The organism is Mameliella sp. LZ-28, assembly GCF_012274245.1.
GTDB lineage: Bacteria > Pseudomonadota > Alphaproteobacteria > Rhodobacterales > Rhodobacteraceae > Antarctobacter > Antarctobacter albus.
This window is the reverse complement of the sequence record NZ_JAANYX010000032.1, coordinates 411,260-426,218: the sequence shown is the minus strand read 5'-3', so window position 1 is coordinate 426,218 and position 14,959 is coordinate 411,260. Positions and strand designations below refer to the sequence as shown.

At 65.3% G+C, this 14,959-nt stretch carries 17 protein-coding genes; 11 read left to right on the top strand and 6 right to left on the bottom strand.

Annotation, left to right across the window (positions count from 1 at the left end):
• Positions 1–73 precede the first annotated feature (73 nt).
• Positions 74–1,060, bottom strand: coding sequence for an NAD(P)H-quinone oxidoreductase (locus G9Q80_RS17265; protein WP_088714759.1), 987 nt, complete (start codon positions 1,058–1,060; stop codon positions 74–76).
• Positions 1,061–1,165: 105 nt separating this feature from the next.
• The gene (locus G9Q80_RS17260; RefSeq protein WP_088714758.1) at positions 1,166–1,846 is read right to left on the bottom strand and encodes a COQ9 family protein; all 681 of its coding nucleotides are present in this window, start codon (positions 1,844–1,846) and stop codon (positions 1,166–1,168) included.
• Between the two features lie 115 nt (positions 1,847–1,961).
• Here G9Q80_RS17260 and rpsU point away from each other — a divergent pair, with 115 nt between their 5' ends.
• Both rpsU and G9Q80_RS17250 read left to right on the top strand, forming a co-directional pair.
• Complete coding sequence (gene rpsU / locus G9Q80_RS17255; protein ID WP_007818122.1) at positions 1,962–2,168, top strand: 30S ribosomal protein S21; 207 nt, start codon at positions 1,962–1,964, stop codon at positions 2,166–2,168.
• Between the two features lie 171 nt (positions 2,169–2,339).
• Positions 2,340–4,082, top strand: a complete 1,743-nt coding sequence (locus tag G9Q80_RS17250) for an alpha/beta hydrolase (protein WP_074623073.1) — start codon at positions 2,340–2,342, stop codon at positions 4,080–4,082.
• Positions 4,083–4,159: 77 nt separating this feature from the next.
• Here the strand turns inward: G9Q80_RS17250 and G9Q80_RS17245 are convergent, their stop codons facing one another.
• Both G9Q80_RS17245 and G9Q80_RS17240 read right to left on the bottom strand, forming a co-directional pair.
• Positions 4,160–5,635, bottom strand: coding sequence for a D-alanyl-D-alanine carboxypeptidase family protein (locus tag G9Q80_RS17245; protein ID WP_232788180.1), 1,476 nt, complete (start codon positions 5,633–5,635; stop codon positions 4,160–4,162).
• A gap of 317 nt (positions 5,636–5,952) precedes the next feature.
• Positions 5,953–6,651, bottom strand: coding sequence for an HAD family hydrolase (locus G9Q80_RS17240; RefSeq protein WP_088714757.1), 699 nt, complete (start codon positions 6,649–6,651; stop codon positions 5,953–5,955).
• 93 nt (positions 6,652–6,744) lie between these two features.
• Between G9Q80_RS17240 and clpS the strand changes: the two genes are divergently transcribed.
• From clpS to G9Q80_RS17215, 5 genes are read left to right on the top strand one after another with little or no spacing between them, the layout of a single operon-like run.
• Positions 6,745–7,101 carry an ATP-dependent Clp protease adapter ClpS gene (clpS, locus tag G9Q80_RS17235; protein ID WP_052244451.1) on the top strand — a complete coding sequence of 119 codons (357 nt, stop codon included), beginning with the start codon at positions 6,745–6,747 and terminating at the stop codon, positions 7,099–7,101.
• A 21-nt stretch (positions 7,102–7,122) separates the two neighbouring features.
• Positions 7,123–8,112 (top strand): class I SAM-dependent methyltransferase, encoded by a 990-nt coding sequence (locus tag G9Q80_RS17230; protein ID WP_088714756.1) that lies wholly within the window; start codon positions 7,123–7,125, stop codon positions 8,110–8,112.
• A gap of 39 nt (positions 8,113–8,151) precedes the next feature.
• Positions 8,152–8,952: an SDR family NAD(P)-dependent oxidoreductase gene (locus G9Q80_RS17225; RefSeq protein WP_043141041.1), complete on the top strand. Its 801-nt coding sequence runs from the start codon at positions 8,152–8,154 to the stop codon at positions 8,950–8,952.
• A 55-nt stretch (positions 8,953–9,007) separates the two neighbouring features.
• Positions 9,008–9,889: an oxygen-dependent coproporphyrinogen oxidase gene (gene hemF, locus G9Q80_RS17220; RefSeq protein ID WP_088714755.1), complete on the top strand. Its 882-nt coding sequence runs from the start codon at positions 9,008–9,010 to the stop codon at positions 9,887–9,889.
• A 10-nt stretch (positions 9,890–9,899) separates the two neighbouring features.
• Entirely contained in the window at positions 9,900–10,709 is an 810-nt protein-coding gene (locus tag G9Q80_RS17215) for an arylamine N-acetyltransferase family protein (RefSeq protein WP_088714754.1), read from the top strand.
• A 42-nt stretch (positions 10,710–10,751) separates the two neighbouring features.
• Here G9Q80_RS17215 and G9Q80_RS17210 read toward each other — a convergent pair whose 3' ends face one another.
• Entirely contained in the window at positions 10,752–11,297 is a 546-nt protein-coding gene (locus tag G9Q80_RS17210; RefSeq protein WP_069208259.1) for a pseudouridine synthase, read from the bottom strand.
• A gap of 4 nt (positions 11,298–11,301) precedes the next feature.
• Entirely contained in the window at positions 11,302–11,751 is a 450-nt protein-coding gene (locus tag G9Q80_RS17205) for a nucleoside deaminase (RefSeq protein WP_088714753.1), read from the bottom strand.
• Between the two features lie 108 nt (positions 11,752–11,859).
• On the opposite strand from G9Q80_RS17205, the gene G9Q80_RS17200 reads away from it, so the two are divergent.
• The 4 genes from G9Q80_RS17200 to G9Q80_RS17185 all read left to right on the top strand — a co-directional run bounded on the left by G9Q80_RS17200 (position 11,860) and on the right by G9Q80_RS17185 (position 14,954).
• The gene (locus G9Q80_RS17200) at positions 11,860–12,699 is read left to right on the top strand and encodes a pseudouridine synthase (RefSeq protein WP_088714752.1); all 840 of its coding nucleotides are present in this window, start codon (positions 11,860–11,862) and stop codon (positions 12,697–12,699) included.
• 103 nt (positions 12,700–12,802) lie between these two features.
• Entirely contained in the window at positions 12,803–13,000 is a 198-nt protein-coding gene (locus tag G9Q80_RS17195) for a hypothetical protein (protein ID WP_043141026.1), read from the top strand.
• Between the two features lie 16 nt (positions 13,001–13,016).
• Positions 13,017–13,859 (top strand): hypothetical protein, encoded by an 843-nt coding sequence (locus G9Q80_RS17190; protein ID WP_088714751.1) that lies wholly within the window; start codon positions 13,017–13,019, stop codon positions 13,857–13,859.
• A 192-nt stretch (positions 13,860–14,051) separates the two neighbouring features.
• A complete protein-coding gene (locus G9Q80_RS17185; protein WP_088714750.1) occupies positions 14,052–14,954 on the top strand; it encodes a 5-bromo-4-chloroindolyl phosphate hydrolysis family protein in 903 nt (300 codons plus the stop codon).
• The last annotated feature ends 5 nt before the right edge of the window (positions 14,955–14,959 follow it).

Sequence of the window (14,959 nt, the reverse complement as noted above, 5' to 3'; positions counted from 1 at the left end):
CGCCCCTGCTTCTTTGGGCCGAAAATACCTCAGGGGGTGAATTGGCCAGCGGCCAAGAGGGGGCAGCGCCCCCTTACCCGCTCACCTTCAACACGATCTTGCCGATGTGGCCCGAGCTTTCCATTCGCGCGTGCGCCTCGGCGGCCTGGTCCATCGGAAACTCGCTGTCCATCACAGGCGCCACCTTGCCCGCATCCAGCAAGGGCCAGACCTTCTCCCGCAGGCTCTCGGCAATGCGCGCCTTCGCCAGATCGCTTTGCGGGCGCAGGGTGCTGCCGGTGATGGTCAGACGGCGCACCATGACCAGGGCAAAGTTCAACTCGACCTTGGGGCCCTGCAGAAAGGCGATCTGCACCAGGCGTCCATCCTCGGCCAGCGATTTGACGTTGCGCGGCAGGTAGTCGCCTCCGACCATGTCGAGGATCAGGTTGGCGCCGCCTTCCTCCTTCATCACCGATACGAAATCCTCGTCCCGGTAGTTGATCGCCCGGTCCGCGCCCAGGTCGGTGCAGGCCTTGCACTTGGCATCGGACCCCGCCGTGGCAAAGACCCGCGCCCCGAAATGATGCGCAAGCTGGATCGCCGTCGTCCCGATTCCGCTGGAACCACCGTGGACGAGGAACCGCTCACCGGCCAGCAATCCACCGCGCTGAAAGACGTTCGACCAGACGGTGAAGAAGGTTTCCGGCAGGCAAGCCGCCTCTTTCATGCCCATACCCTGCGGCACCGGCAGGCAATGCGCGGCGGGCGTGGCGACATATTCCGCGTAACCGCCGCCGGGCAGCAACGCGCAGACCTTGTCGCCAAGCGAGAGGGAATCAACACCTGCACCCAGTGTCACCACCTCGCCCGAGGCCTCAAGTCCCGGCAGGTCCGAGGCGCCGGGAGGCGGCGCGTAGCTGCCTGCGCGTTGCAGCGCGTCGGGGCGGTTGACCCCGGCATAGGCGACCTTGAGCACCACCTGTCCTGCCGCCGGCTGCGGCATCGGTCGGGTTGTCGGTTTCAGTACCTCCGGCCCGCCCGGCTCGGTGATCTCGATCGCGCGCATGGTTTCTGTCATGGTTCAGCCTCCCTGTTTGCGGATTTGGTAGCAAGCAGGGCCGGGGTGGCAAAGCGGTTTCCCGTGCCACCCCCTGCGCCGATTGCGCGCGGCAGGGCCGCCAGGTCAGCGGGGAAAGGGATGTCCCCCCGGCAGGTCCGAGCCATCGCGCGCCGGCGCCTGCACTCTTTCCAGGATCTTTGCCGGGCCAGCCATCAAACCACTCAATAGACGGTTTCCACGCACTTGCGCCTTGGCCTTTTCAAAGCGCATCACGTCCTCGATCCGGCGATCCAGGAAGGCCCAGGTCACCTCGTTGTCCAGCGAATCGTCGCCCAGCCAGTACAGCACGGTCGACGAATAGACGCCCGAGAGCGTCGCCCGCTTGGTGTACCAGTTGAAATCGCGCGAGGTGTCCCCCAGCGCGGTCCAGATCGCATCCGCCGTGCCCCAGATCAGCCGGGCGCCATCGGGCGCGTAGATCGGCAAGGCAAACAGGGTCGTCCCCCGCCGCACCGCCTCGCGGTCCTCGGCGGCCTCGATCCGGGCGCGCACCGCAAAGGCCACGCGATCGCGAAATCGCATCTCGTCCAGGTCTGCCGCCTCGATCCGCTGCAGCATCTCGGCATCGCCGCGCTTGTGATAGGCGACGGCCAGATCCACCGCTCCGCGCGGGAACAGGCCACGGGCGACCACCGGGTCCACCCCGGCGTCGGAAACCGCGGCACGAAAGCTCGTTTCGGACCAGCCGTCGAAGGGCACGTGCATCAAGGCGGCGTCCAGGATCTTGTCTGCTGTGTCGGGCATGGAACGGGTTCCTCTCGTTGCGGCGTCACTCTAGACAACTAGGCCAGCGGTTGCTATACGGCCACCTCCTGCAATTCTCCTTGCAACTCAAATCTAGAAAGGTGGTGACAACCACATGCAGGTCAGTGTTCGCGACAACAATGTCGATCAGGCGCTCCGCGCCCTGAAGAAAAAGCTGCAGCGCGAAGGCGTGTTCCGCGAAATGAAGCTTCGGCAGCATTTCGAGAAACCCTCCGAGAAGAAAGCCCGTGAAAAGGCCGAGGCGATTCGCCGCGCCCGCAAGCTGGCGCGCAAAAAGGCCCAGCGCGAAGGGCTGCTGTAAGCGACCGAACGCAATTTGAGACACGAACCCCTGCGACCCGCTCGCGGGGGTTTTCTTTTTGGGACGGCCTCATGCCCGCAACGGACAAGCGCGGGTATTCCCCACCTTGTTCCAGCCCCCCAAGGCATCATAATCATCGCAAGATGGACTCTCTATGCCCGTGAGGGGACGATGACACAGTTTACCCGTTTCGTATTCCTGGCTTTTCTCGCAAGCCTGACAGCTGTGCCGGCACCTGGCCGGGCGCAGGACATCAGCCGGGTCATCGCGCTGGACGCGCTGGCCGGAACCGATCCGTTCCAGGCCCTGCAGCAGGTCGATATCGCTCTGAGAGACCCGATTGTCCTGGGCACCCCACCGAATATCCGCATCCTGGTCGACCTGATGCAGCTGCGGGCCGACCTGCTGGACGGGCTGGGCTATGTCCAGGCCGCCGACGCCTGGGCCGACCTCGCCCGTACCCGGGCCTTTGCCCGGACCGAACTGGGCGAGGACCCGGTGCCCGCCTTCATCAAGGCCGCCAAAGCCTACGAGGCGCAGGGCGCGATCAGCTCGGCCCGCACGATGATCGAGGCCGCCATCACCGCCGAGGAGGAAACCGGCCGCAGCGATGCAGTGCTGCGCGATCTCTATGCCGAACTCGTGCGACTGACGGAACTGATGGGCGATGACGACGCCGCCGACCGGGCGCGCGCCGCGCTCGAGGCGCTGGCTTCGCCGTCGCTCGAGACATCGTTTGCCGGTGATGACGACGGATTCCACGCGGTCGATGTCTATTATGCCACCGACCGCGCCCGCAGTGGCGATTCGCATCCCGCCCGGTTCTATGGCGGCGAACGCGGCGACCGGCTGGAACTTGGGATTGCCACGGTCACGATCCCCAACATCCACGTCGCCGGACAGGTCGAGAAACCCTCGATCTGGCGGCTGGAATTCCGCGCCAACCCGTCCAAGCACATCCTGCTTAAATCGGTTGAGCCGGTCGATCCCGACAGTTTCTACGGGCGCCTGCAGGACGAGTTCGAGGAGGACGGCCAGCGCGATCTGCTGGTCTTCATCCATGGCTACAACACCAGTTTCGAATATGCCGCCCAGCGCACGGCCCAGGTGGTGCACGACATGGGCAACGGCACGGTTCCGGTGCTGTATTCCTGGCCCTCGCGCGACACGACCATCGGTTATAACGCCGACGCCGCCGTCGTGCGCCTGTCGGGCCGCCGCCTCGCCCGCTTTCTCGAAGACCTGGTGCTGCGCTCCGGCGCGCGCTCGATCAACGTCGTCGCGCATTCAATGGGCAACCGCGCCCTGACCGACGCACTGGAGATCATGGCCCTGCGCCGAGATGCCCGTCCCGGCGACCAGCCGATCCTCGACCAGGTGATGTTTGCCGCCCCCGACGTCGACGCAGAGCTGTTCGGCGCGATGGCGGGCACCTTTGCGCCGCTTGCACAGCGCATGACGCTCTATGCCTCGTCCACGGACTGGGCGCTGGTCTCCTCGGGCAAGCTGCACGGATCTGCCCCTCGCGCCGGGCTGGGCGGGGACGTGATCCTGGCACACCCGGCCTTCGACAGCATCGACATGACCTCGCTGGGCGACGACATGCTGGCGCACAACTACTTTTCGAACGACAGTTCGGCCTTGGTCGACATCATGACGCTGTTCTGGCGCGACGTGCCGCCGGAACGCCGCTGCGGGTTGCAGGCGCGTCCCGCGCGCGACGGCACCGTCTGGGAGTACCGCGAAGGGGTCTGCCCCTCGAACGACCTGATCGGCGTCATTTCCTACGCCCAGTCCCGCCACCTGCGGACCAGCAACGAACTGCGCACCCTCGTCGCCGATCTCCTGTCCGAGGAAAGCCGCGTCGAACGGGTCATGAGTGTACTCGACCAGATCCTGGACGCGGTCCGCTGAACCTGCGGACATTAAAAAAGGCGGCTGTACCTCCCGGTGCAGCCGCCTTTCTTCTGTTCGGTTAACGCCCCGACGGGTCAGCTGGGCCCGACCATGAAGCAGGTCATCTGACGTGCCTGAAGCCGGCGGCAGGCCAGTTCCGCCCCGTCGCGCGTCATTCCCATGAACATCGCATCAAAGCCGGTCTTGCCCCGCACCACCTTACGCAGTGCATCATCCAGAGTCGCGGTTTCCGTGAGCCCGGTCTTCAACAGCATCTTCTGCGCCAGGTACTCGTTGGGGAAACGGCCCACGTTGATGCCCCAATGCCGCCCGCCCGAGGTCGACAGACGCGTGACGACCTCGGCCTTGCGGGCCGGCGTCGGCGTATCCTTGAAAGTGAGCGTGGCGGCGGCAGCCGCAACCGCGGCGGGCCGCTGCACCGGTTTCTTCGATTCCGCTGGCGCCGCCACATCGGTAACATCGGCCAAGATAACCACCTCCGGATCGTCGGGCGCGGGGTCCGGCGCCGTATCGGAGGCCAGCACAATCTCCTGCAACTCGCGCTCGATGTCCTTGCCCACCGAGGCCACCAGCGGCGCCACCTTGGCCGGGTCTACCGTGCTGCCAGGCCGCGCCTTGGGCCGCAGGCTGCGGGTCACGGCAGCAGAGGCAACCCGTATCGACTTGGCGCGCGTGCCCGGTGCCGGATCAGAGGTATTGGCAACCACGATACCACCGGCGCCAGCCCCCTTGCCAAGGTAGGGTGGGCGGTCCGGTGTGCGCATTTTCACCCAGGTCGGGGACTTCTTGAACCCCAGGTCCAGCAGTTCGGCCACTCGTGCGTTGCGCGTGGCAGTGGACCGACCGCCAAATACGGTCGCGATCACCCGTTCGCTGCCACGCTCGGCCGAGGCAACGAGGTTGAAACCGGCTGCGCGGGTGTACCCCGTCTTGATGCCGTCCGCGCCAGGGTACGAACTCAGCAGCCGCGAGTTGGTGTGATTCACCCGGCGCACACCCGCATCCGCTGTCTTGCGCGAGAACAGGTTGTAGTACTGCGGGTAGTCGTAGATCACATGCTGCCCCAGGATCGTCATGTCGCGCGCCGTCGACAGGTGCCCGCTTTCGGTCAGGCCGTGGGCATTCTTGAAGGTGGTGCGCGTCATGCCCATCGCCTTGGCAGTCCGATTCATACGGCGTGCAAAGGCGGCCTCGGAACCCTCGATCCCCTCGGCGATGGCCGTGGCGGCGTCATTGGCCGATTTGACCGCCGCCGCACGCACCAGATAGCGTAGCTTGATCTGTTGGCCGGGTCGAAGGCCCAGCTTCGACGGCTCTTCGGCGGCGGCCTTGCGCGACACGGTGATCAGCGTGTCCATCGTCAGCTCACCGTTCTGCACCGCCTCGAAGGCGATATAGAGCGTCATCATCTTGGTCAGGGAAGCGGGATGCAGGCGGGTGTCGGCATTCTGCGCATGCAGCACCTTGCCGTTGCGTGCGTCCATCACCAAGGCTGCATAGGGCGCAGCCGCTACGCTGAGCGGCAACAGAACCATGAGCCACACGAACATGAAGAAATACAGGCCCCAATGGCCTGACTGCCTGCGACGTCCCGTCACGATACACTGCCTTTCTGCCTCGTCCCCCCGATTTTTCGGTTGGGGTTGTTGCTTATGTCCCGGCCCCATTTTGCGCAGCCGTGGTTAAGAGGATGCTAACACGAAAACAGCTTCAAGAGAAGCGGACAATGCCCTGATATTCATAGGTTTTTATCATTGTGAACGCGCTAGATGTAGCGGGTCAAGACAGGTCCGCCCCCTAGACCGTCCATTGGGGCGGGACTGTGGCGAAATATGGCCGAAATGTGGCGACTCGGGTCGCCCCCCTTTCAACCGATCTCGTGAACGAGGCCGGGAAGGTCCCCAAGGTCAATCAGGGTCCGGAATCGCGGCGCTTCGGGGGGCTCGGCATGTTCCAGCGCCCAGGCCAGGTCATGCGGGACATGCACGCCCCAGGCCCCGGCCGCGATGGCGGGGACGACGTCCGATTTCATCGAGTTGCCCACCATCATCGCCGCACCGGCGCCGCCGGGCAGGGCACCGAAGATGCGCGCATAGGTGTCGGCCTGCTTGTCCGAGACGATCTCGACCCCGTCAAAAAGGTCCCCTAGGCCCGATTGAGCCAGCTTGCGTTCCTGGTGCAGCAGGTCGCCCTTGGTGATCAGCAGCACCCGGTGCGTATCGGCCACCGCCTCGACCGCCTCCTGCGCATGCGGCAACAGCTCGATCGGGTGGGCCAGCATATCGCGCCCCGCCGCCATCAGGTCCGAGATGACAGAAGCCGGCACCCGCCCCTCCGTAACCTCGATGGCGGTCTCGATCATCGACAGGACAAAGCCCTTCACCCCGAATCCGTAGTGGCCGATATTGCGCCGCTCGGCCTCGATCAGGCGTTCGGCCAGGTGGTCCTTTTCCGCGTAGTCGCGCAGAAGATCGGCGAATCGCTCTTGTGTGAGCACGAAAAAGCGCTCGTTGTGCCACAGGGTATCGTCCGCATCGAAACCGATTGTTTGCAGTTTTTTCGGCATCCTGTATGCAGCCGCGAACGGCCCCCTTTTCGCCAACGTCCCCTACCCTATATACAGGGGCCGTAGACGGAAACCCAAAGCGCGATTGCCCTGATGACAGACGCCCACTTCACACGGACGTTCATGATGACCGGCACCCCGCCCGATGACGGCGAGGGCGACGCCGGTATCGCCGTGAAGACCAAGCCCAGGACCAAGCGCCCGCCGCTCTACAAGGTTCTGCTGCTGAACGATGATTATACGCCGATGGAATTCGTCGTTCACGTGCTGGAACGGTTCTTTGGCATGACCCATGCGCAGGCCTTCGAGGTCATGCTGACCGTCCACAAGAAGGGTGTCGCCGTGGTCGGCGTCTTCAGCCACGAGATCGCCGAGACCAAAGTGGGACAGGTCATGGATTTTGCCCGCCGGCACCAGCATCCCCTGCAATGCACGATGGAGAAGGAATAGGCGCCCGCGCCTTTCCGTCCCATGTCGTCCGATCGCCTTTCCTTCGCCCTCGCCTCCGGCGGCCTTTCCCTGCCTTCCGACGGGCGTATTGCCCTCTTTGGCGCGCCCGGAGATGCCGCGCTTGACGGGTTGGACCCGACCCGCGTCAAGGTCATCCAGACATTCTTTCCCGATCACACCGCCTGGCAACAGCGGGGCATCGCCGTGCAGACCGAGCCACAAGGCCCCTATGCCGCGGTCATCGTGAACCTACCCCGCGCCCGTGACCTGGCCGAGGACCGCATCGCCCGGGCCAGCGCCTTGGCGCCCGGCGGGCTGGTGGTGGTCAATGGCGCCAAGACCGACGGGGTCGAGGCCCTGGCCAAGGCGCTGCGCCACCGCGTGACGCTACTGGGCCAGGTGTCCAAGGCGCATGGCAAATGCCTCTGGTTCGACGGCGGTGCCGATCTGGCGGACTGGCGGCATGACCCCGCGCGCCTGCCCTCGGGCGACCTGACCGCGCCGGGCATCTTTTCCGCCGACGGCCCCGATCCGGCCAGCCAGGCCCTGGCCAAGGCCCTGCCGGCCACGCTCAAGGGGCGTTTTGCCGATCTCGGCGCCGGCTGGGGCTGGTTATCGCGCCAGATCCTGGCCCGTGAGTCCGTCACCGAACTGCATCTCGTCGAGGCAGAGAAGGCCGCGCTGGATTGCGCGCGCGAAAACGTCACCGACACCCGCGCGCAGTTCCACTGGGCCGATGCAACGGAGTGGACGCCTGCCAGTGCGCTGGACGGTGTCATCATGAACCCACCCTTTCACCAGGGCCGCAAGGCCGATCCGGATATCGGTCGCGCCTTCATCACCTCTGCCGCCCGCATCCTAGCGCCGCACGGACGGCTCTGGCTGGTTGCCAACCGCCACCTGCCCTACGAGGCCACGCTGGCCGAGAGTTTCCGTGAAACCACCGAAATCGGCGGCGACAACCGGTTCAAGATCCTTCAGGCCGCACGCCCCTCTCGTCAACGGCGCTGAACCCGGTTAGCTTGACCGGACAACCCTCACGAGGCCCCCATGAGTTTCTCCATCGAAGGCAAGACCGCGATCGTGACCGGCGCCGCCAATGGCGTGGGCCTGGCCATCGCCCGGCATTTCGCCAACAAGGGCGCCAACGTCATGCTCGCCGACATGGACGAGCCGCAGCTGGTCAAGGAATGCAAGGGGTCCGACGATGACAGCGCGATCCGCTACTTTGCCGGCGACCTGCGCGAACGCCTGACAATGGCAAACCTTCTTTCCGCCACGCTCGACGCCTTTGACCGGGTCGACATCCTGATCAACGGCTCGCGCCAGCTGCTGACCTCCGATCCACTGGACCTGGAGGATGACACGATGGAGACGCTTCTGTCGCAGAACCTGACGACGGCCTACCGCATGACACAGCTGGTCTCGCGCCGGATGATCAAGCAGGCGGCGGGACAGGAAGAGGGACAGGTGGGCGCCATCGTCAACCTGTCGTCCATCGCCGCGCGCCGCACGCATCCCGAACTGCTGGGCTATTCCGTGTCCTGCGCCGCGCTGGACCAGATGACCCGCTCGATGGCCGTGGCGCTGGCGCCGCACCGGATCCGCGTGAACGCGGTCGCCTTCGGTTCGGTCATGTCCTCCAGCCTGAAGGACACGCTGCGCGAGCACAAGAGCTATCGCTCTGACATCGAGGACCACACGCCGCTGGGCCGCATCGCCGCCCCACGCGAACTGGCCGAGTCGGTGCAGTTTCTTTCCTGCGAGGGCGCGGGTTTTGTCACCGGCCAGATCATGACGGTCGACGGCGGGCGCACCCTGCTGGACCCGGTGGCGGCCCCGGCGCACTGACGCTTGTCGCGCGTGCCATGCTGACCTAGACATCCCTGAAAAGGGAGAGCACCGCATGATGGACACCGAAAAGGACCGCGCCAGCAGCTGGTTCCGCCAGTTGCGCGACGAGATCGTTGCCGCTTTCGAAGGGCTGGAGGACAGCCATTCCGAAGGCCCCTTCTCTGACATGGCACCGGGCCGCTTCGAGGTGACCGAGACAAAGCGCGCCTCCGACGATGGCTCTGACGCGGGCGGTGGGCTGATGAGCGTCATGCGCGGCGGACGCGTGTTTGAAAAGGTCGGCGTCAACGTCTCGACCGTCTACGGCACCCTGGGTGAGGCCGCGCAAAAGGCAATGGCGGCGCGTGGCGTGCCCGGCATGGACAACGACCCGCGCTTCTGGGCCTCGGGCATCAGCCTTGTCGCCCACATGCAGAACCCGCATTGCCCCGCCGTCCACATGAACACGCGCATGTTCTGGACCCCGGGCGCCTGGTGGTTCGGCGGCGGGTCTGACCTGAACCCCTGCATCGAATACGATGAGGACACGGCGCATTTCCACGCCACCCAAAAGGCGCATCTCGATCCGCACGGAGACACGCTCTACCCCGAGCTGAAGGCCTGGGCGGACGAGTATTTCTACATCCCCCACCGCCACCGGGCGCGCGGCGTCGGCGGCATCTTCATGGACGATCGCAACACCGGCGACTGGGAGGCGGATTTCGCCCTGACACAGGACATCGGCCGCGCCTTTCTGCCCGCCTACCTGCCGCTGGTGGAAAAGCGCCGGGTGCAGGCCTGCACCGAGGATGACAAGGACACCCAGTTGATCCACCGCGGGCTCTATGCCGAATACAACCTGGTCTATGACCGGGGCACCAAGTTCGGGTTGGCCACCGGCCATGACGCCAATGCCGTCCTGATGAGCCTGCCACCACTGGCGAAATGGGTCTGAGCGCCGACCAGTGAGCGGTTTCGACCTCTCCCTCTATCTCGACCGGCTGCGCATCAGCCACGTGCCGGTCACGGTCGAGGGGCTGTCCCGGCTGCAATCGGCTCAGATCCGGCGCATTCCCTTCGAGGACATCGACCCCTTCCTGGGGATAGCCCCCGGCGTAGGCTCTGCAGAAGTCGCCGACAAGATCCTGCACCGGGGCCGTGGCGGCTATTGCTTTGAACAGAACCGGCTGTTTCAGGACGCCTTGCAAGCGCTGGGGTTCGATGTGACACGGCGCCTGGCCCGCGTCCGCAAGGGGGCGAGGCAGGGCGGCGCGCGCACCCATCTCCTGTTGATCTGCCGGATCGATGGCACCGATTACCTGGCCGACGCCGGATTTGGCGGACCAACTCCCCTAGAGCCGCTCTTGCTGTATGAGAATGGCCCCCAGACCGCCCCCAACGGCAGCTATATCCTGCACGACGATCCCGGAACCGGCGAGCGGGTGCTTTTCCTGCGCAAGCCCGATGAGGAGTTCGCGCTGTACGGCTTCGATGATGCGCATGTCAGCGACAGCGACATCGAGGCCGGGAACTTTCTTTGCACGCACTGGCCGCAGGCGCCTTTTCCGCATCACCTCATGGTCAAGGGCTATGACGGGGATATACCGTTGGGCCTGCTGGACCGACAGTTGAACGAAGCGGGCGAGAAACGGCTGCTGGCCAGCGCCGAAGCCCTGCGCAATGTCCTTTGCGTCAGGCTGGGCCTCGTGCTGCCGGATACCACGATTCAGGCCCTCTGGGACCGCATCCAGGTCCTTTCGGCACCGTCCCGGTAATCCGGCCCCGCGCATGACCCGGGGCCTTGCGCCGGTCGCCCTTCATGCCTCGCGCCATTTTCCCGGCGCGATCCCGTCCAGCGTCCAGTCCCCGACCGACCAGCGCACCAAACGCAGGCAAGGCAGGCCGACATGGGCGCACATGCGCCGCACCTGCCGATTGCGCCCCTCAGTGATGGTCATCTCCAGCCAGGCGTCGGGCACCGTCTTGCGGAACCTCACCGGCGGAACGCGCGGCCAGAGGTCTGGCGGATCGATCGCCACGCAGCGCGCCGGACGAGTCGGTCCGTCCTTCAGCGTGACGCCCTTGCGCAGCGCCTCAAGCTGATCCGGGGCCGGCGTGCCCTCGACCTGCACAAGGTAGGTCTTGGGCCGCTTGAATTTCGGACTGGCGATCCGTGCCTGCAGCCGCCCGTCGTCGGTCAGCACCAAAAGCCCTTCGCTGTCGCGGTCCAACCGGCCCGCCGGATAGACCCCCGGCACGTCGATGAAATCCGACAGGGTTGCGCGCGGCGTGTCCGCGTTGCCCTTGTCGGTGAACTGCGAAAGCACACCGAACGGCTTGTTGAACAGGATCACGCGCGCCATGCCCTCACCTCCGCGCCGCAAAAAAGTCGCGCAGCAACCCCGAGGCCGCGTCCCCGCCGATGCCGTCATAGATTTCCGGCACGTGATGGCACTGCGGGTGGGAAAACACCCGCGGCCCCTGCGCCACGCCGCCGGATTTCGGATCGGACGCACCGTAGTACAGCCTCCGGATACGGGCGAAACCGATCGCCGCGGCGCACATCGGGCACGGCTCCAGCGTGACGTAGAGATCATGGTCCGGCAACCGTTCGGACCCCAGCATCGAACAGCCGGCGCGGATCACCAGCACCTCGGCATGGGCGGTGGGGTCGTTCAATTCCCGGGTGCGGTTGCCTGCCTGCGCGATCACATCGCCACCGGGCGACACGAGGACAGCCCCGACCGGCACCTCGCCGCGCCGGGCGGCGGCCTGCGCCTCTTCCAGGGCGATGTCCATGTGGCTGCGGAATGTCATGCCACCTGTTAGCGCGGGTGGAGGGTGGGGGAAAGGCGCTTGCAAGCGCCTTCAAAGGGCCTTCGAAGGCCCTTTCGCCCGGCCCCGCTGCCGCGCTAAAGGACGTGGATGGAAAACAAGACCCCACCCGGAGAGCGAATCGCCAAGGTCATCGCCCGCGCAGGCCGCGCCAGCCGGCGCGAGGCCGAACGCATGATCGCCGAGGGCCGCGTCACCGTGAACGGCAAGGTGATCGACCGCGCCGCGCTGAACGTCACCGATGCGGACAAGATCACCGTCGACGGCACTCCGCTGGAGGCCCCCGAAGCCGCCCGGCTTTGGCTGTATCACAAGCCGACCGGGCTGGTGACGACCACGCGCGACGAACAGGGACGGCCCACGATCTACGACGATCTGCCCGAGGATCTGCCCCGCGTCATGAGCGTCGGGCGGCTCGACCTCAACTCCGAGGGATTGCTGCTGCTGACAAATGACGGGGCGATCAAGCGCAAGCTGGAACTTCCCTCGACCGGGTGGCTGCGGAAATACCGCGTCCGCGTCAATGGCCGCCCGACGGACGAGGTGCTGAAACCGCTGCGCGAGGGCATCGAGGTCGACGGGCAGAAATTCCAGCCGATGCAGGTCAGCCTGGACCGCCAGCAGGGCGCCAACGCCTGGCTGACCGTTGGCCTGCGCGAGGGCAAGAACCGCGAGATCCGCCGCGCCATGACCGACATCGGCCTGACCGTGAACCGGCTGATCCGCGTGTCCTACGGGCCGTTCCAGCTGGGCCAGATGAAACCCGGCGAGGTGCAGGAAGTCCGCCGCAAGATCCTGCGCGATCAACTGGGACTGGAGCCCGAGCCGGAGGGCACGGCCAAGCCCGCGAAACAGGGCAAACCCGGCAAGCCCGGGCATCCGGGCAAGCGACAGGTTCAACGCCGCCGGCGGGAGCCGAGAAAGGGTTAACGACAGGGCCGGCTGCGGCATTCGCTTCACCCATCGTTAACTTTTCTTTATTTTTCCCGGCGCTTGCCCCGATTTCGCCCCGTTTCGCACGAATGTTGTCCTCATGGTGACAACATTCATAGCCCTTTCGATTCTCCTCGCCTCCGCCCTGCTGGTGGTTGGGAACCTGCGCATGGTCGCGGTGGACACCTTCGACGCGGTGGCCACCTATACCCGTCGCGCACGGAAGAACGGGCAGTTGATAAGACACATTGCCTATTTCGCACTCTGGCTGATGATCTTCATCATGAGCTACACCTGAGGAGGCGCCGGGGCGGATGGACCATATCCACGATACCGCGGAATCCGCCCCTGACGAGGGCGCTGACGGTCTGGCCGTCGAAAGGACGCAGATCGAATCCGGTCTGAACTTCCTCTTTCTGGCCGCCTTCCCCCTTTTGCTCTGGGTCTTCCAGGATTCCTTTGCCGGCATTGCCACAGCGATTGCCCTGCTCTGGGTCTACTCGCTGGCGCTGCGCCTGATCGCGGCCGGGCAGCAGATTCATCATGACTACGACCATGCCGAGGTTGCGCGTGCCCCGCGGGTGCCTCGCAAGGTGATCGGGTCCATCTTGATCGGCCTCGTCGTGCTGATCCTCGCCGGACACAAGTACGACAACCTGTGGATTCCGGCGCTGACCGGGGTCTTGGCCGCCGGGCTGGCCCTTTCCGCTTTCGGTCCGGACCCGATGCGCAACAAGAGTTCGGGACGGGCACGGCGCGAGGCGGCCCTGGACAGTGTCGAAGCGGCCCTTGCCTCGCTGGCTGATCGCGTTGCCGCGCTGGACGATGCCACGCTGACGCTCAAGGTCGAGGCCGCACGCCGGCTGGTGCTGACCCCGATGCGGCAGATCTCGGGCGATCCCCGGACAGCCGAGCGGCTTGATCGGCCCGCGCGCAGGGTCGTGGAGATCATGGAACAGGAAACCGACCGACTCGAGGCGGCCTGGAATGCGCAGGGCCACGTCTTTGCCCGGCGGCGGTTTCTTGCCAAGCTCGATATCATGACCGACAGCTTTGAAAGCTTTGCCATGCAAAACGGCATTCGGAGCGCCCGCGACGCATTTGAAAGGCAGGCCGACCAGCTGATCGACAGGATGCCCCGGGAATCCGCGGCCTGACGTGGCGCTCCGGGACTTCCCCCTAGCAAGCGCCGCTTTTTGCCCTTAAGTTCCGCCTTGGAAAGGCGCGATAAAAGCGCCGATACCCGGGGAGTGCGATGTCTGGAAACGCCTTGCAGAAGGTGAGCTACGTCCTGCTGATCGTTCTGCTTTTCGGAGTGGCGACCGGCTGGCTGGGAGGGCTTTGATCGCATGGCCCAAAAGTTCGGCGGAAAATTCAGCCCTGACGGGTCTTCGGACGGCCCCGACGACCGGCCGCACGAGGACCGCCCGGCTTACCACGGCGCCCGGGTTTCGCCCGCGGGCGCGCGGTCAAATGTCCTGTTCATTCCCGGCGTCATTCTGGCGATCCTGTCGATCAATGACGGTGCCATCGGCATGGCCGCAGGCCTTGCCGGTGCGGCGGCGCTGCTGTTGGGCGCCTGGCTCTTGCGTGACGGGCTGATCGCCGAATCCGCCTACCACGAACGCAAGATCGCCCGCCGCCCGGCCATCCCGCGCAAGATTTTCGCCGCCGTGCTCTGTGGTATCGGGGCCGGCATCGCCGCATGGCGGTCGGAACCCGGCCTGATCGCGCCGCTAATCTTCGGCGGCGCCGCAAGCGTTCTGCACATTGGTGCCTTTGGTATCGACCCGCTGAAAGACAAGGGGATGGAGGGGATCGATACCTTCACCCAGGATCGCGTCGCCAAGGTCGTGGACGAGGCGGAAAGCTATCTCAACGCCATGACCGACGCCGTGAAACGCGCCGGGGACCGCCAGGTCGAGGCGCGGGTGGACCGCTTTACCGTCAAGGTCCGCGAGATGATCCGCACGGTCGAGGAAGACCCCCGCGACCTGACCGGTGCGCGCAAGTTCCTGGGCGTCTACCTGATGGGTGCGCGTGACGCGACAGTGAAATTCGCGGACATCTTTTCCCGCCAGCAGGACCGCGATGCCCGCAGCGATTACATGATGCTGCTGACCGATCTCGAAGAAAGCTTCGACAAGAAGATCGACAAGCTGCTGGCGGACAACAACGAAGACTTGAACGTGGAAATCGAGGTGCTGCGCGACCGCCTGCAACGCGAAGGCGTCCATCTCGAACCAAGATGAATTTA